Source organism: Methanosarcina hadiensis (assembly GCF_046529725.1).
Lineage (GTDB): Archaea > Halobacteriota > Methanosarcinia > Methanosarcinales > Methanosarcinaceae > Methanosarcina > Methanosarcina hadiensis.
Map to the genome: position 1 here is coordinate 3,170,357 of NZ_CP136241.1, position 17,507 is coordinate 3,187,863.

Genomic DNA, 17,507 nt, shown 5'->3' on the forward strand with positions numbered 1-17,507 from the left:
TTAAGCAGGAATTTAAAGAGAAGTTAAACGTGTTAAACCTTTAAAACTCAAAGACCTGCCCGTCATATCCCAGAGGCAAAAACATAGATTCAATACGATGCGGGCGAAACAGGTGGCTGAGGTGAGTAAGAACTACCTCTTTTGCATTGATTTTTTGCGCGAGCGCCATAGCCTCTTCTGAATTCATGTGCTTCTTAATATGGATATGGGGAGGGACTATAGCATCTGCAATAAGAAGGTCAGGACCTTTTATTAATTTCAGGCTTCTTTCAGGAATCTCCGGACTCGTATCTCCTGTAATCACAACCCTTGTATTTCCCTCCTGAATAATAACTCCCGCAGGGGTTTCTACAGGAGGGTGGTGAACCTTAAAAAGAATGAATTGGAGCCCTATTAATTCGAAGGGTTCATAGAGGTTTACGTAGTGGTACCTGGGTTTTAGAAAAGAAACATACTGGTCTATGTAGTCCAGTGTTTCTTTAATCCCGTAAACATCAACTTTATTTTGAACACGGTAAAATTCCCCGAAACCTGCGTAATGGTCATAGTGCCCATGCGTCCATATTACAGCATCTATACCCGAAAGCCTTTGCCTGAGAAACTGCTGCCTGAGGTCAGGGCTGGTATCGATAAGGATTTTGCCTTTTTCGGATTCCACAAGGATAGAAAAACGAAGGCGCTGGCTCTTTCCCCCTTCACGTGCATCAGCGCATGCAGGGCAGTTGCACCCTATTTTGGGAGTCCCTACCGCATCCCCGGTCCCCAGCAGAGTCAGTCTCATGAGGCCTTCTTCCCTACATATTCATCGGACTTGAGGTCTGCCCTTTCATCAAAAGAATTGACTGCTTCCAGCAGGTCCTTCTGAGTAAGCACCTTTCGTTCTTCGAGAAGAGCACTCAGTACAGCTTCCCTTATAACCATGCGCAGGTCAGAACCCGAATAACCTTCAGTCAGCGCCGCAATCTCTGCAGTATCCAGGTCTCCCTCTATATGCTTTGTCACAATATCGAGAATATTCTTGCGCATATCAAGGTCAGGCAGAGGGAAGTGGACGATCTCGTCAAAACGCCTCCATGCTGCACTATCAAGCATTCTGGGATGGTTTGTTGCAGCAATCAGAAGGACGCCGTGTTCTACCAGGCTGATTTCATCTATAGCTTTCAGGAGGGTATTGACTGCCCTCTTAATTGCAGCGTTTTCGTCTGAAGTCCTGGCTTTTGCAACAAAATCCAGTTCATCTATGAAAAGGATACAGGGGTTCAATTTTTTAGCAAGCAGGAAAACACGGTCTATGTTCTTTGCAGTTTCACCCAGGTACTGGTCCGTAATCATTGAGAGCTTGACCTCAACAAAAGGAATGGAGAGCTGTTCTGAAAGTGCACGCGCAACTGAGGTTTTACCTGTACCCGGAGGCCCGACAAACAGGAGCTTCCCAATATCGTGCAGACCTATTTCCCGCAGATATTCCCTGTGCTGGATGGCTTTCATGATTTTTTCTATTTCATCCTTCTGCTCTGAGGTGAGCACAAGGTCTTTTACTTTCTGTTTGACATCTTCAGGAGCGATGATGACAACGAGTTTAAGCATCTCTTCGCTCTTATCCTCTTTCTTGATTTCAGCTATCAGAGACTCTATCCATTCCCTGTCAACTTCCTTTGGCCTGATCTTTGCTTTTGCGGCTGCATAACTTGCAGCCTCAACCTTTCTTATTTCCCCAAAATAGTAAGCAAGGACAGGATTGTTTTCGATTTTTTCCTGAGAACCTTCCTGTTTTTCAAACCATTCGGCAGCAAGTTCAAAAGCGCTCAGACGGAGTTCAAAGTGAGACCTATCAATAGTTATAAAAGGTATATTCCTTACAGTTTTTTCGATATCTTTGACCTCATATAGCTTTTCAATCCTGACAAATGAAGCTATTATAGGTTTTGGAACTGTTTTCTCCACACTGCTCCAGTAACTTTTACGGATGTTTTTGGGAAGATCATTAACATCCAGTTCTGGATAGCGGTTATAGATCTCTGCGGTAAGCAGTAGTTCTACGATGTCTAGTATAATGCCTGACATGTTTTTTACCTGTACTTAGATTAGACCACTATCAAGTAGTGTGCATCCAAAGCAGAAAGTTCTTAAATCTTTTTTTAAGTCGCCAAACCTAGTAATGGGCTCTCTTTAAAGATATAATTTACGAAGCAGGAGACAGGCCTCCGCAAAAGGATAAGAGAGCCGGTACAAATGATAAGTTTATCTAGCAGAAGGGCTTTTCATTAACTCCATCCCTTCATGAAATCCAGGGCATGTTTGAGGAAAAAAATCAATAAAATCTACAAACATCTCAATTCTCGGAGTGGATCTTTGAAAAGTCTGGAAATGCAGTCATTTCCATAAATGCAGTCATTTCCATAAGCATATAGCTCTGGGGAATATCTATCCGTTTCTGGAATGCCCCAGCTAATATAAGATAACTAATATATTAAAATTACTATTATTCCGGAATGTTTTTCCGGAGAATCTCTCTATCTAAGGAAAATCCAGAATTATCCCTAGAGAGGACCATTGCATGAAAAGAGAACAGCTCTATTCAGGAAAAGCAAAAACCATCTATAAGACAGATGATCCCGATACCCTTATCGCCGAATTCCGAAACAGCCTTACCGCATTCAACGGAGAGAAAAAAGGCGAGATGGAACTGAAGGGTTACTACAACGCTCAGATATCAAAGAAGATTTTTGAGATGCTGGAAGCAAACGGAATCAAAACTCATTTTGTCAGTATGCTTTCCGACATTGATATGCTCGTAAGGAAAGTTGAGATCATTAAGATTGAAGTTATTGTAAGGAATATTGCCGCAGGATCAATCACAAAGAAATATCCGATAAAAGAGGGCACCATATTCAAGTCTCCAGTTATCGTTTTTGATTTCAAAAGTGACGAGTACGGAGATCCCATGCTGAATGATGATATTGCCCTTGCGCTTGGTATTGCAACGCGCGAAGAAATGGCTGAGCTCCGGAAACTTGCACTCAGGATCAACGAGTTACTCTTACCCTACCTTGACGAGAGAGGAATTATGCTTCCTGACTTCAAGCTCGAGTTCGGTAGAAGTAACGGAGAAATCCTCCTTGCTGATGAAATATCCTGCGACACCTGCCGTTTCTGGGACAAGAAAACCGGGCAGTCCATGGACAAAGATGTGTTCAGGTTTAATAAAGGCGACATATCCAAAGCCTACGAAGAAGTTGCCCGCCGCATCGTGCCCGAGATTTTTGAATAAGCTGGCAAGATTTAACCTTGAAAAACCCGGAAGTTTGAATAGACCTGAAAAGGCTTTCAATAACTTCCCATAAATTTTTAATCCAGATAGAATTTTCTTTCAATTGCCCTATTTTTTTATCATTGTATTTTCCGATTCTCTATTTTGCTTTTTACCCTGTTGTTTTAAAAGAAGAAATCCAGGGTTTTCTGGAACCGGAAATCTGAAAGAGCTTTTGCCTGCTGTATCCATTCGATTTTTGGAGTTTTAACCCTGCCTGACAAATCCGAAACAGCAGCTTCAAGGGATTCAAAGGTATCAGGAGGGTTTTGAAGGGCTTTTCTTACTCCTTCCCTGACAACCCAGACTCCCAGGGGAGCCCAGTAGTCAGGAGTAATCTCCCTCAGAATAAAGACCGAAGCCTGCCTTTTGATTCCTATCAAATACTCAAGCACAGGAAGCCGTGCCGCATAATAGCCTCCTGCCAGAGGAGAATACCTTTTCTTCCCATCGAGACCTTCGCTATCTTCCCCTATCCAGCTTGATTCTCCGGACCAGACTGTTTTGGGGAGCCAGATTTCAATAAGTTCAAAGGAATAAGCCCGCGGGAGGATAAGAATTTCAAAATGGTTTCCGAAATGAGTCCCGCTGAAGAGCTTGATGTCAGAAACCCACGGAAAATCAATTATACGGTCTGAAAGTTCCTTTCCAGCCATATCATCCACGGCTGTAATAGACCATCTGGTAGGCACTATTTTGCGTTCTTTTCCGAGAAGGCCAATCGAAAAAAGGCGTGTGACATGCTCGGTAGAAACGTCACTTTTCAAAAGCTCGGAGACAGCATCTTTTGCAAGGGCATCGGTATCATAAACGAGATAATCAACCTTTTTCGGGACATTCGGGTTTTCGGCAAGCTCAAAGTTTTTCATAAGCCCTGAAGGTCCCATGGGTGTAAGGACTGCATCGAACTTGAGTTCCTGTTTGGGAGCCTTAAAAAACCAGGCTTCAGTATCAACCGGCTTTCTGGAGAGAGCCAGTTCCTGAGCTTTGACCAGAAGAGGGTTTTCTTTGCTCCTTGCATCTTTTATATGGAGGCTTGTGTTTGCCCTGACCAGACGGGAACGCATGGAGATGATATCTTCAATCTGCATATTTCCCCAGGCTGAAGGGTCTTCGAAAATCAATGCCTCATTTTCCTTTGCGAGAGGCGGAATCAAAGGACCTGCAGAAACCCTTGGATAGCCGTAGCTTCCGACAAAAAGAGCCGGGGGAGATGCCCCAAAAACAGAATCTCCTGAAATTGCAGGAGAAATGGATTGCAAGGACTTGAACTGTTCAAGAATCGGGCAGCGGGGGCGCCCGCAAAGTCCTTTCCCCTTACATTTGATGCACAGCGAGTCTTTCACTTCTTGTCCATATCCTTACAGATTATGCAGGCTTTAACCTCAGGAGCGTTTTTATACAGCCAGCCGGATTTCTGGACAAAACAGCATATGCCACACATGCCTTTTACTTTATCCTGAGAGGATAAACCGTCGTTTAAAAGCACTGATGCAAATTTCCGGATTTCATTCTGGGTCTCTTCAGAGAAATCAACTTCAGCCCCGCGTTTTTCGCTCACATATTGAGACACTGCAGCCCTTGAAAGCTCAAGGATATCTGCTACATCCTGCTGCGTGCATCCGTGCTCGAAAATCATTGCCCTTGAGAGCTCAGCTCTGATTGCAGGCAAGACTTTCTGTACCATTATTTCGCATGTGGTTTTCATTGGAGACCAACACTTGCATATATAAAATATATGAGAACGTACTTTTTGTTTAGTTTTCCGGAAAGGAACTCAGATTCCAGTCGAGAAACATGGAAGAGGGTGCATGCTATCGGGAAACTTGCAAAAAGATACGTACAACTCCGAATCTATAAGCTGTATATATTAACTTATACTCCTGATCTCAGGTTCGAGAGTTCCGGTTGGGAGACGGATTCAGAGTTTAATTTTTGATTTGTTCAGCAGAGAAACCCTTTTCCATGAGAACTTCTTTCATGCGGGAGAGGTGATTGCCCTGAAGTTCTACAGTATTTCCTTTTACTGTACCGCCGCATGCAAACTTTGATTTCAGGTAAGTGGAGAGTTCGTGAAGGTCAATTTCGCTTGCATCGAAACCTTCTACAACAGTGACTTCTTTACCATATCTTCTTCTGTTAACCTTAACAGTTATTCTCTGTTGCTCTTTTGCAACCTCTTCGCATATGCAAAGTTCTTTTGGAAGCCCGCATACCGGGCACATTCCGCTGCTCATTTGTTAGTATGTCCTCCAAATTTGTAATCATTGTATATGTAATTTACATCCAAAAATATCTAAATAGATATAAAGTACTTATCAATGATGGTATTAAAGCCTAATGGTATTTTTCAGGCACTTTATACTGAATTTAGGCTATAAGCAAAAATTCCTAATTATATAAAAAGCCAACCAGAGCTTTGTATTTTTTTATTATTGTGTTCTTGATAAATAATTCCACTCAGGTGGAAAGCAGTTCATATACCTGAATTAATACAGTTTAGCAGGTTCGTATAGAGATTGGAGACGAGATTCCAAAGAATCTGGAAAATCGGGAGCGTGCAACTTCAGTTAAGAAATATTCCGGAAAACCCGGATTCATGCCTTGAAGAATAAAGCCCCTAATATTCGCAGTTTTGCCTGAAAAAGCATTTTTCAGCCAGCAAAAAGCTAAATATATCTTGAACCCCATCTTTTTATATAACCTGTTAATAACATATCTATGTACTTTTAATATATAAATATAACTATATAATTGTCCAGAAAAAACAGGTACATTCGGGAGGTACCCTATGAATGAGTTAGTAGGTTTTGTAAACGGAAACAGTGTAAGGCAAAAAGTGCTCTCTCTGCTTGCCTCAAAGGGGGAAATGGAAGGAAAACGTATTTCCAAAACTCTTCGGGTAGTATATCCTACCATAGCGAAAACTCTCGAGGAACTTGAAGAAAAGGATCTTGTCGCAAAGAAAGAAGAATTTTACTCCCTGACAGAAACCGGAACCAGAATAGAAAAAATGGTTCAGCAGATTTAATTTTCAATAAAATTCAAGTTTCAATAAAATTCAAGTTTCAATAAGATTTAAGTTTCAATAAGGTTTAAGTTTCAGTACGATTTAAGTTTCAATAAATTCTCATTTAGAATTTTCTTTTTTACCTGCCAGGTTCTGGATTATCAGCAGTCTTTTTGCCTGTAACTCATATTTGCAGCCTTTTTTAATCGGACCGGAGATTCCGTAAAATTTACTTCTTTGAAACTGTACCGGAACTCAAAGCATCAATAGATAAGGTGTTTGCAGACACTAATTTTCAGAAAATTTTCCTTTCAGGCCTAAAGAAATATTTATCTAATCCCTGTCCCTTTATGTGCGCATAGTCTGTTTAATCTGTTATAATACTAATCAACCCCTGAAGCCTGGGGAAATTACAGGAAAAACTGAAGCTTCAGAACTCATATGATGCTTAGAAAATCAGAGGCAAGGCAATGTTACCTGAAGAAGACCTGAAGATCATTGAAAAAGAGCTTGGGCGAGAGCCCACCCTTGTAGAACAGGGCTGCTTTTTAAATTTGTGGAGTGAACACTGCTCCTACCGCTCAAGCGCTCCTCTCCTGAAAACCTTCACAACAACCGGCGAAAATGTGATTATCGGTCCCGGAGATGATGCTGCAATTATTAAATTCGAAGATGGATACGTGCTTGCTATAGGCATGGAAAGCCATAACCACCCATCGTATGTAGACCCGTATAACGGGGCAGCTACCGGGGTGGGAGGCATTGTAAGGGACATAATATCAATGGGAGCCCGTCCGATAGCTCTTATGGACCCTCTCTATTTCGGGCCTCTGGACACTCCGAAAAACCTTTTCCTTTTCGAGCAGATAACCAAAGGAATCGCAGGTTATGGGAATTGCATAGGAGTTCCCGTAGTCAACGGCGAGACCTTTTTTGATAGAAGGTACAGCGGGAACCCCCTGGTAAACGTTGTTGCAGTGGGGCTCTGCAAAGAAGAAAACATTACGACCTCCCGCTCACAGAAAGCCGGGAACAGGCTCATACTTGCAGGCTCAAGCACAGGTAAAGACGGGCTTGGTGGAGCTTCCTTTGCTTCCAGAGACCTGTCGGAATCAGCCGAAGCCGAAGACCGCCCGAGCGTCCAGGTAGGAGACCCCTATACAGAAAAGCTTGTCATAGAAATGACCCTGGAAGCCATAGAAAAAGGGTACATAAAGTCCTGCAAAGACCTTGGAGCTGCAGGGTTAGGAGGAGCAAGCTCGGAGCTGGCCTCTAAAGGAGGACTTGGAGCCCGCATTATCGCAGATGCAGTCCCGCAGCGCGAACCCAATATGAACGCTTACGAAATACTGCTTGCCGAATCTCAGGAGCGCATGCTCTTTGAAGTTGCCCCTGAAGATGTCGATGCAGTTCTTGCCCTGACGCAGAAATATGACCTCAACGGGGCAGTAATAGGATACCTCACAGAAGAGCCCAGCTATACAGTTGAGTTCAGAGGAGAAATCGTAGTCAATATTCCAATAGGTTTCCTGACAGGAGGAGCACCGACCTGTGAAAAGCTCTCAGAAGCCCCTGTACGCAGAGAAGAAGGTAAAAAGCCGGAAACACCCGGGGACCTGAAGGCAGCTCTCCTGAAAGTCCTGTCCTCTCATAATATTGCCTCAAAAGAATGGATCTACAGGCAGTATGACCACGAGGTTCAGCTCAGGACTGTTGTCAAACCCGGAGAAGACTCCGGAGTGCTCAGGATTACCGACAGGAAAGGAATTGCACTTTCCTGCGGCTGCCAGCCCAGAGCAACCCTTCTTGACCCTTACACAGGAGGAAAGACTGCAATTATCGAAAACGCCATGAACCTTGCAGTAAAAGGTGCTGAAGGGCTTGCTATTGTAAATTGCCTTAACTTTGGAAACCCGGAGAACCCGGAAACCTACTGGCAGTTCAAAAACGCAGTACTCGGGCTCGGAGATGCAGCAAGAGAACTGTCAATTCCGGTTGTCGGAGGAAATGTTTCCCTGTATAACGAGAGTGACGAATTCAGGACCGCAATTCCCCCAACCCCTTCAATAGGAATGGTCGGGAAAATGGACCTTGAAACTCCTCTCCCATCGAGCTTCTTTGCAAAAGCCGGTGACAGCATTATCCTTGCAGGAGAAACAGTCCCTGAAATGGGAGGTTCTGAATACTATGCCTGCATGGGAGCCGGAAATTCCGGAAAAGTCCCTGAAGTCCCGAAAAATGCCCCCGAAGTTATAAAAGTTATAATTGAAGCTGTGAAAAGCGGAAAACTGAGCTCTGCACACGACCTTTCCCTGGGAGGGCTCGCTGCAGGGCTTGCAAGGATGTGCAAGAACCTGGGCGGCAAAGTAGATGTTAGCGAGATTACCGGCGAAATACAGGCGGATGAATTCCTGTTCTCCGAAGCTCCGGCAAGGGCACTGCTTGCTACATCAGAACCCGAAGCCGTACAGGAAATGCTTAAAGGTGTGCCCCATGCCGTAATCGGCAAGGTAGGAGGCGACACCCTTGAGATCAAAGGAAAAGATTTCAATATTTCCCTGTCTCTGGAAGAAATTAAAGAGGCATACGGCAGTCTTACCAGATTTATGATGGGATGATTAAACTCATCCCGGCTTTCTTCTTAGTTTACCTCCCTTTAACTCTTCAGTATCCAATTTATTCTTTTGTATCTGCTTAATTGAAAAAACGGTTAAGGGAGAAATATTCTCTCAGCTATGGCACTTCAATCGCATTACCTCTTTTTTATTTTTTTAACTGCCTGCTGTTTGTGAATTGTTGTCTCCTTACCTGACAGGTCGACCTCGCCCAGCACGTTGCGGTGAGAAAAAATGAAAGATTTCCTGGCCGAGCTCCAGAACACTGACAGCAATTAATCAAGACCACCTTTTTTGACTATTACCAATAATTCAGTCGCAGGCAAGAGAATAAAAGAAACAATAGTTTTTAGTAGGTTTCCGCACAAGATTATTTTGTTATGAAAGCCGTTTGCATGTGTGTGGGAGTGCATCTGCCTTACAGCCCAAAATGGTACTGGCCTGTGCAGGGTTTTTCCGGGGTGCCTGAAATGGACCGGTATTTTGACCGGAATCAGATTTTTTCAAAATTATTAAAAACGGGTCGGGAGTTCTTGCGCCTTAATGACCTTTTTATGGAATCAATTGAAAAAGGGGGAAGTTATGCCTTTGATCTTTCAGGTCCTTTCCTTGAACAGTGCAGGTGGGATCCTGAACTGCTGGAGTCATTCAGAGAACTGGCAGAGGACAGGAATGTGGAGTTTACAGGAAGTTGCAGCTATCATTCCCTGAGTGCCCTTTATCCTGACCTCTCCTGGTTCAGGGAAGAAGTAACAATTTATAGAGATATGCTGAGGGAACTTTTTGGAATAAATCCTGAAACTTTTGTGAACACTGAACTCCTGTACACACAGAGGGCAGGTGAAATACTTGCAGAATTAGGCTTCAGGTGCCTTATTGCAGAAGGGTCGAGAAATATTCTGGACGGATATGATCCTGTCCGCATTTTTGAAAACCAGATCCCGATTCTTCTCAGGCACATAAACCTGAGTGAGGATCTTGAACTGCGCTTTTCGGAAAGAAGCTGGGAAGGATACCCTCTAATCCCGGATAAATTCGCAGACTGGATTGCAGGTATCGAAGGAGATGTTCTGACCCTTTACTTAAATTACACAAGCCTCTGCCTTCATCACAGGAACAAAAGCATGATAGCTGACTTTATACGTGCTTTTCCTGAAGCCCTGAAGAGCCGGGGCATTGAGATGGTCACACCGTCGGAAGCTGTAAACAGGTTCAGTCCTGTTAAACTTCCAACACTCGGAACAGAGCAGACAATTCGTTATGGGATGCATAACGCTGCTGGAAACCATGCTCAGCAGCTCTACTTAAGGGAACTCGTAAGGGTTGGAGACGAGCTTGCAGAAATTAAAGATAAGAGGAACTACCAGAAGCTGAAGCAAATTTTCGGCTACCTTCAGCAGAGTGAAATTCTCTTTTCGATAGGTCCGGGAAACTCCCGTGAAGGCCACGAAAGGGCTGTGAACTATTATTCCATTCTCTCGGATTTAAGAAGAGCCGTCCTGGAGGAAAATGCATGACCTCACTCTGCATGTATTTTCAGGTGCATCAGCCATTCAGGCTTCGAAGGTTCTGGCCGGATGACAGGTCAGGCTTTTTCCGGTATTTTGACGAAAGGAGCAACAGGGAGATCTTTGAAAGAGTAGCCCAGAAATGCTATCTTCCTGCTAACAGGGCGCTTCTGGAATCCCTTGATGAACATAAAGGGGAATTCAGGTTTTCCCTTTCAATTACCGGAACCCTGCTTGAACAATGCGAACTCTGGGGAAAAGAGGTAACTGAAAGTTTCAGGCAGCTTGCAGAAACAGGGGCTGTAGAGATTCTTGAGGAAACATTTTACCATTCCCTTTCAAGCCTTTTTGAGGATAAAACAGAGTTTATCGAAGAGGTAAAAGAACACAGGGAAATGGTTTCCGATCTACTTGGAGTTAAACCCCAGGTCTTCCGAAATACGGAACTTCTCTACAATAACACCATAGCAAAGATTGTTTCCGAGCTTGGTTATAAAGCAATTCTTACGGAAGGCGCGGATCATATGCTTGAGGGAAGGTCTCCTAACGTCCTTTATAAAGCAAAAGATTCAGGATTGCCCATTCTTTTCAGAAATTATAAACTGAGCGACGATATCGGCTACCGCTTCTCTGCAAGATGGTGGGAAGGTTATCCTCTGACTGCGGAAAAATGGGCTTTATGGGCTTCAGGGGTTAAAGAAGATTGCATAAACATCTTTATGGACTACGAAACCTTTGGAGAGCACCAGTGGAGAGAAACCGGAATTTTTGATTTCATGGAAAAACTGCCTGCAGAAGTCCTTAAAAACGGACTGGAATTCAGCACTCCTGTAGAGCTTACAAGAAAATATTTACCTGTAGCTGAAATCGATGTTGGAGACTTCTCAACGATTTCCTGGGCTGATATGGAGCGCGATACAAGCGCATGGCTCGGGAACGATATGCAAAGGCGCTGCTTTGAAGAAATAAAACTGCTTGAACCCTTTGTGAAAAAGACAGAAGACCCCGAAATCCTGAGGATATGGAAGCATCTTTTGACTTCGGACCATTATTATTACATGTGCACCAAATGGCTCGGGGACGGAGACGTGCATTCTTATTTTAGCGTCCATTCCACACCTTTCGAGGCAGCAGTCAATTTCATGGCTGTACTTATGGACTTCAAAGCACAGGTATTTAAAAAACTCAGAAGAATGGCTTAATGAAAATACATTTTAGAATATGCGTACAGATAAATGGGAGTTTGAATCGTATGGTCAGAGACTTATGCATGTTTGCAGGATTCAATGAAGATTCGCAAATTGTATGGTTCAAGATTACTTATTCCAGAGGGCCGGGTTCTTTATCTGCAATAACCGATTTTCTTGAAAAAGAGAACGCATTCATCGAGTTCGGGCATATCGATAATATTACACAGGATAAGGGAGAATACTCAATATTTACCGAACTTAAAAAAGATGTGGATATTGACGAACTTGCCAGAAAAATCCAGGGACTTGAAGTTGTAAGTGCAGTCGAACATGGAATTTCTGAATTTGGCATGATTTACCTGGTTGATTTCCCTCTAAACGTGATAGGGGTCAGGGGAGTTATGGCAAGGGCGCTCACGATTGTTGACATTATCAAGACTCTTAACCAGAGCGTCCCGCATGCCGAAGGGCTTCTCACCCTGTCCGGGCTGCGCGGGGGAAGCCATGCTGCAAAATACTTCAAGAGCATTATGCCGCTCAATGACAGTAATTTCGCAAGCATGATTGCAGAGCTCTACAGGGCTGTGGGATGGGGAATTCTGGAAATTGAATGCAACCCCGAAACCTATGAAGGAAAAATCATCGTAAAAGATTCTTTTATAGCAGATGTTTACGGAGGCTCGGACCAGCCTGTCTGTGCCTTTATGAGCGGCTATTTCGCAGGTTATCTGACCGAGTACTTTGGAAAGAATATAAGTGTAAGGGAAGTGAGCTGCAAAGCTACGGGAAAGAGTGTTTGTGAACATATTATCTCTCTGGCCCCGTCCAGCCCGGGTCAGGAACACCAGCTAAGAGGGGAGATTAAGTGATTAGACAACCGAATGTCATTCTGGGAAATGACGAGCTTCTTGTGACAATGGGGAGGAAAGGAGAAATCCTTGGCTTATTTTATCCCCGAAGAGATCACGCCCAGCACGTAGAAGAGTCCCTTGCCTGCATCCATACTGGAGAAAGGCTTCTCTGGACCAATGACAACGAATGGCACTCGATTCAGAACTATATAGAAGATACCAATATAGTATCCACAAAGCTTTACCATGATTCCGGGATCAGAATTTCCATTCTTGACCTTGTACATCCTGATGTCCCTGTTCTTATCCGAAGATTTAAGGTACAGTCCCAGCAAAAAATCTCCGGGAAATTCTTTTATTATTCGAATTTTGATGTAGGAGAAACCTCCAAGAAAAATTCAGGCTTTTGCGACTCGGAAGCCCGCCTGCTTGTGCAGTACTGGCAGGATTATTATATAGGGATCTATGGCCTTCCTGAGTTTACTGAGTGGCAAGTTGGAAAAGCAATGGACACCGTCTGGTGGACAAATTCAAAGTATGATATGGAAGATGGAAAGCTTCAGAGGAATAAAGAAGACATAGGAAACATAAACAACGCTGCTGGCTGGGATCTCGAGCTTGGGGCTGATGGGGCAAACGAATTTGTCATCTTCATAGGAGCCGCATCTTCGCGGAGCCTCCTGTACAAAAGGATGCACGAGTTATCCAAGCTGCCTCTGGAACACATCTTTGAGAAGACCCGGGAATACTGGGTAATGTGGCTTTCGAAAAAACACGTGCTCAAAATGCCAGGAATAGAAGGACACGACAACCTGCGTCAGGAGCTTCTCAATGCTTATAACCGTGCTCTTCTCATGCTTTACCTCCTGAATGACCATGAAAATGGATCTTTCATAGCAGCTCCGGAATTTGACTCAAACTTTGAGAAATGCGGAGGATATGGATTCTGCTGGAACAGAGACACTTCAGAGCTGGTACTTGCTCTCAAGCATTCCGGATATCCTGAATATTGCGACAGGTTTTTCAGGTGGTGCATCCGGACTCAGCTGCCTGACGGTTCCTGGTTCCAGAGGTACTGGCTCGATGGGAATATAGCCCCTTCCTGGGGAAATTTTGACTATTCAACCCAGATAGATGAGACCGGAGCCACACTTCACGCTATGGATGTGTATTACAGGATCCTTGAAGGGCTAAAAAAGGTCGAGTTTCTGGAAGAAGTATGGGTTTCAGTGCTCAGAGCTGCCGAATACCTGATGAAGAGGACAAAATCCGGCCTGCATGAGAGCTGCATGGACCTGTGGGAGACCTACTACGGAATTTTTACATACACAAATGCCTCTATCTATGCAGGCCTTATGGGAGCCTCTCACCTTGCGGAAGAAAATGGCGAATCCGGCATGGCTAAGCGCTGGAAGAAAAGGGCTGAGTTTATCAAACAGGCTACAATTGACCGTTTCTGGCTTCAAGAAGGATACTTTGCAAAAGGCATCATTCATGAAAAACTTGACAAAACACTTGATGCAAGTGTTCTGGGGGCTTATATTCCCTTTGGGATGATCTCTCCAAAAGACCCTGTAGAAAGGGATATGATTCTTTTCCTGATTGAAAATATCCAGAAGAAGCTCTCAATTCCCATTAACGCAGGTAATGGAATAAAGAGATATGAAAACGATACTTACATTGACGGAAATCCCTGGATAGTAACAACCCTCTGGCTCTCAGAGGCTATGTTTGCTTTTGATCTTGACCTTCCGGAAGGCCAATATGTCGAGGAGGCAAAAAAATTGACCAGCGAGGGGGTTAAATGCCTTAAATGGGCCCTTGCGGGGGCGACAAGTACGGGACTTCTCCCTGAACAGGTGGATAAGTCCACAGGCAAACCAGCCTGGGCGATTCCTTTAGGCTGGAGCGGGTCTCTTATGCTGGATAATATTATTCTCTTTGATAAAATTTGCAGAAGAAACGCGGGGAGCCGCGAATAAGAATAAAAAGAGAATTAATTGCAGAAAAAATGGGTAGACAGGATCGCATAAAAATGAAAAAAAACAAAAATGAAGAAAACGAGAGAAATGAAAAAAATGAAAAAATGAGAAAACTGAAAAATGGGAAAAATGAAAAAAATGGGAGAAATAAAAAAAGAGAAAAATAAACTCGGAAGCCTTTGATTATCTCGTTGCCACACTCAAGGCTTCCGGTTTACTCTGTTTAATTTATTACTCCTTCAGTTATGCGATCCTGTCAACAGGGGCAGAACTTTGCCGGCTGCGCAAGAGAATTTTTGAAATATTCGAAAGCTCAAACTCAACTTACTCCTTTCTAATCTCTTCAGCCCCGCCCATGTAAGGCCTGAGGACCTCAGGAATTTCTACGCTGCCGTCTTCACGCTGATAGTTCTCCAGTATTGCGACAACCGTCCTGCCCACAGCAAGACCTGAGCCGTTAAGCGTGTGAACGAACTGGGGTCCCTCAGGAGTCCTGAAGCGGATATTGGCTCTTCTTGCCTGAAAGTTTTCGAAATTAGAACAGGAAGAAATTTCCCTGTACTTTTGCTGCGTGGGTACCCATACCTCGAGGTCATAAGTCTTGGCAGCAGAGAATCCCAGATCACCGGTGCAGAGGCTTATTACACGATACGGCAGCTTAAGGAGCTTGAGAATCTCTTCAGCATCAAGAGTAAGTTTCTCCAGTTCTTCATAAGAGGTTTCGGGCTTTACGAATTTGACAAGCTCAACCTTATTGAACTGGTGGTTGCGGATGAGGCCTCTTGTGTCCTGACCATGTTTTCCCGCTTCACGTCTGAAGCATGCAGTATATGCTGTTAGAAATACTGGCAGGTTTTCCATATATTCGTCCATGTAAAGGTTAGTTACAGGCACTTCCGCAGTAGGCGCAAGATAGAAACCATCGGTACATCCATACATATCGTCTTTGAACTTGGGCAACTGGCCTGTACCGGTCATGGCTTTCTCATTAATAAGTACGGGAGGGAAAACTTCAACGTAACCCTGCCTGGTGTGAACATCAAGCATGAAGTTTATAAGTGCCCTTTCGAGTTTTGCACCCATTCCTTTGAGAACCGTAAAGCCCTGGCCTGATATCTTAGCTGCTCTTTCAAAATCCAGAACATCCAGAGCTTCTCCTATTTCCCAGTGAGGTTTCGGAGCAAAAGTGAACTCTTTTGGCTTTCCAACTACCCTTACAACAGGATTATCGTTCTCGTCCTTGCCTACCGGTGTAGTGTCGGAAGGGATATTTGGAATACTGAGCATTATTTCATTTATTTTTGACTTATAATCGCGTATTTTATCGTCAAGTTCTTTAATACGACTGTTAATGCCCTGCATTTCGTTTATTTTAGAAGCAGCGTCTTTGTTTTCCTTTTTAAGCTGCGCTATCTCGCGAGTGACCACATTTCTTTTATGTTTCAGGCTGTCGCCCTCAGTGAGACACTCCCTCCAGGCCGCATCGTATTCAAGAAGGCTATCAATAAGTTCTGTGCTCATATTCCTGCTAATAAGAGCACGCCCAACTGCGTCGGGGTTATTACGTACAAATTTAAGTTCCAGCATGTTAAGCCCGTGATATCCTGCGTGTTAGCTAATATATATTTTGCGATTTTCAGGCTGTGCCTGTTATAAGGTACCGACTGAAAAAATAAGTAACGGAAAAAGGAAAGTCGGGAAATCCATAAATTACCTTATAGAGGCAATGATTTTCCCGTAAGGACTTTCCTCAAAATAACTGACAAATTGTCTGGCCTCGGTAGAATCATTGGATTCCGAGCCGAGAAGCAGACTTGAAATGCTTACCCTGTTCATATATACAACCCTTGGCTCGCCCTGGACGCCTCCCAGTTCCGCAGCCTTATCAATTGCATCATAAAGGTTCCCAAAATCATCGACAAGCCTCAGCTCTTTTGCTTTGGCTCCGGTATAGATTCGGCCATCAGCAAGTTCTTTTACTTCACTCCGGCTTAAATTGCGCCCGTCGGCAACCTGTATCACAAATTCGTCATAACTTTCCATTACAACCGCGTCAGCATATTCTTTCTCTTCGTCGGTAAGCCCTCTCCAGTTCCCTCCCATATCTTTGAACTCTCCGGACTTCGAAATGTAATAATCTATACCTTCATTATGGTAAAAACCGGACATATTCTCAAAAGTCCAGATAACTCCAATAGATCCCGTATTTGTAGAGGGGTTTGCAAATATGTAGTCTGCTGGTGCAGAGATATAATATGCAGCGCTGGCTGCAAGGTCTCCCATGGAAACAATAACCGGGACGCCCTGCTGCTGGGCTTTTTCTATTTCAATTGATATTTCCTGTGCAGCTGAAGGAGACCCTCCTCCACTGTTTACCCTGAGCACGATCGCTTTGACATTTTTATCCTTTACAGCAGAGTGAATCTTCTCACAAATCTCTTCCGAAGTTGCATAGCCGAGCCCTGCAGGAACATTTCCGGTAAGCATGGTACCCTGCACATAAATTACCGCTATCTTATCGGAACTCCTGAGATCTCCCCCGAAACCAAGCCCATAAAAAATAGCAGCTATACTGACCAGAATAACAGCGATTAAAGCCAGAAATACCACAAGATAGGATGTACCGCTGCGTTTCTTTTTCGGTAAAGAAGGAGAACCCGAATTCATGCTTAAACTCTCACTTTCAACAGTTTTTTTATTAAGGTTTAGAGGAGAAAATCCCTGAATATCTTCTTTTGTCGGCTCCATTCCTTCATGAGTGGAATAGGGGGCAGAAGAAATTTCCTTGATTGTGCCCTCCGACATGTCGCCTTCAGGTAGAGTAGTCTCTTTTATATTATAAACATTATTTTTCAAAAGGTCGCCCTTTGAGATCTCTTCCGGACTTATGCCTTTCGAATCTGCACTCTCTGAATTTATTTTTTCATTATTCATGTTGACAGGACCGTATTTTTGGATTTATTTCTCTAGCTTCCCCGGTCTGTACTTTTTCATTGCTGAAAACTCCAGTTAAGGGGCACAGGTTCCCTGGTAAAGGAACT

Annotated in this window: 15 protein-coding genes; 8 read left to right on the forward strand and 7 right to left on the reverse strand. The window is 43.8% G+C overall.

Translation table 11 applies throughout. The annotated features are described in order from the left end of the window. Window positions 1-40: 40 nt before the first annotated feature. Together RSJ42_RS13635 and RSJ42_RS13640 are read right to left on the reverse strand one after the other, a co-directional pair. Window positions 41-781 (reverse strand): MBL fold metallo-hydrolase, encoded by a 741-nt coding sequence (locus RSJ42_RS13635; protein ID WP_410507813.1) that lies wholly within the window; start codon window positions 779-781, stop codon window positions 41-43. Further along, a complete protein-coding gene (locus tag RSJ42_RS13640) occupies window positions 778-2,064 on the reverse strand; it encodes an ATP-binding protein (protein ID WP_410507814.1) in 1,287 nt (428 codons plus the stop codon). The genes RSJ42_RS13635 and RSJ42_RS13640 overlap by 4 nt, the downstream gene beginning before the upstream one ends. Before the next feature lie 493 nt (window positions 2,065-2,557). Here RSJ42_RS13640 and purC point away from each other — a divergent pair, with 493 nt between their 5' ends. After that, a complete protein-coding gene (purC, locus tag RSJ42_RS13645; protein ID WP_410507815.1) occupies window positions 2,558-3,271 on the forward strand; it encodes a phosphoribosylaminoimidazolesuccinocarboxamide synthase in 714 nt (237 codons plus the stop codon). 164 nt (window positions 3,272-3,435) lie between these two features. On the opposite strand, the gene RSJ42_RS13650 is transcribed toward purC, so the two are convergent. The 3 genes from RSJ42_RS13650 to yciH form a co-directional block, all read right to left on the reverse strand. Next, on the reverse strand, window positions 3,436-4,656 hold the full coding sequence (locus RSJ42_RS13650) for an Nre family DNA repair protein (protein ID WP_410507816.1): 1,221 nt from the start codon (window positions 4,654-4,656) through the stop codon (window positions 3,436-3,438). After that, the gene (locus tag RSJ42_RS13655) at window positions 4,653-5,018 is read right to left on the reverse strand and encodes a transcriptional regulator (RefSeq protein WP_410507817.1); all 366 of its coding nucleotides are present in this window, start codon (window positions 5,016-5,018) and stop codon (window positions 4,653-4,655) included. The genes RSJ42_RS13650 and RSJ42_RS13655 overlap by 4 nt, the downstream gene beginning before the upstream one ends. Window positions 5,019-5,238: 220 nt before the next feature. After that, a complete protein-coding gene (gene yciH, locus RSJ42_RS13660; RefSeq protein ID WP_410507818.1) occupies window positions 5,239-5,547 on the reverse strand; it encodes a stress response translation initiation inhibitor YciH in 309 nt (102 codons plus the stop codon). A gap of 554 nt (window positions 5,548-6,101) precedes the next feature. Between yciH and RSJ42_RS13665 the strand changes: the two genes are divergently transcribed. The 7 genes from RSJ42_RS13665 to RSJ42_RS13695 all read left to right on the forward strand — a co-directional run bounded on the left by RSJ42_RS13665 (window position 6,102) and on the right by RSJ42_RS13695 (window position 14,633). Then, window positions 6,102-6,341, forward strand: coding sequence for a helix-turn-helix domain-containing protein (locus RSJ42_RS13665; protein WP_410507819.1), 240 nt, complete (start codon window positions 6,102-6,104; stop codon window positions 6,339-6,341). Between the two features lie 449 nt (window positions 6,342-6,790). Beyond that, window positions 6,791-8,938 (forward strand): phosphoribosylformylglycinamidine synthase subunit PurL, encoded by a 2,148-nt coding sequence (gene purL / locus RSJ42_RS13670; protein ID WP_410507820.1) that lies wholly within the window; start codon window positions 6,791-6,793, stop codon window positions 8,936-8,938. Between the two features lie 377 nt (window positions 8,939-9,315). After that, a complete protein-coding gene (locus RSJ42_RS13675) occupies window positions 9,316-10,452 on the forward strand; it encodes a glycoside hydrolase family 57 protein (protein ID WP_410507821.1) in 1,137 nt (378 codons plus the stop codon). After that, entirely contained in the window at window positions 10,449-11,645 is a 1,197-nt protein-coding gene (locus RSJ42_RS13680; protein WP_410507822.1) for a glycoside hydrolase family 57 protein, read from the forward strand. Before RSJ42_RS13675 ends, RSJ42_RS13680 begins: the two co-directional genes overlap by 4 nt. Before the next feature lie 50 nt (window positions 11,646-11,695). Then, window positions 11,696-12,502 (forward strand): V4R domain-containing protein, encoded by an 807-nt coding sequence (locus RSJ42_RS13685; RefSeq protein WP_410507823.1) that lies wholly within the window; start codon window positions 11,696-11,698, stop codon window positions 12,500-12,502. Beyond that, the gene (locus RSJ42_RS13690) at window positions 12,499-14,466 is read left to right on the forward strand and encodes a glycoside hydrolase family 15 protein (protein ID WP_410507824.1); all 1,968 of its coding nucleotides are present in this window, start codon (window positions 12,499-12,501) and stop codon (window positions 14,464-14,466) included. The genes RSJ42_RS13685 and RSJ42_RS13690 overlap by 4 nt, the downstream gene beginning before the upstream one ends. Beyond that, complete coding sequence (locus RSJ42_RS13695) at window positions 14,436-14,633, forward strand: hypothetical protein (protein WP_410507825.1); 198 nt, start codon at window positions 14,436-14,438, stop codon at window positions 14,631-14,633. Before RSJ42_RS13690 ends, RSJ42_RS13695 begins: the two co-directional genes overlap by 31 nt. A 157-nt stretch (window positions 14,634-14,790) precedes the next feature. Here the strand turns inward: RSJ42_RS13695 and serS are convergent, their stop codons facing one another. Then, on the reverse strand, window positions 14,791-16,053 hold the full coding sequence (gene serS / locus RSJ42_RS13700; protein WP_410507826.1) for a serine--tRNA ligase: 1,263 nt from the start codon (window positions 16,051-16,053) through the stop codon (window positions 14,791-14,793). Window positions 16,054-16,176: 123 nt separating this feature from the next. Continuing rightward, complete coding sequence (sppA, locus tag RSJ42_RS13705; RefSeq protein WP_410507827.1) at window positions 16,177-17,400, reverse strand: signal peptide peptidase SppA; 1,224 nt, start codon at window positions 17,398-17,400, stop codon at window positions 16,177-16,179. Window positions 17,401-17,507 lie beyond the last annotated feature (107 nt).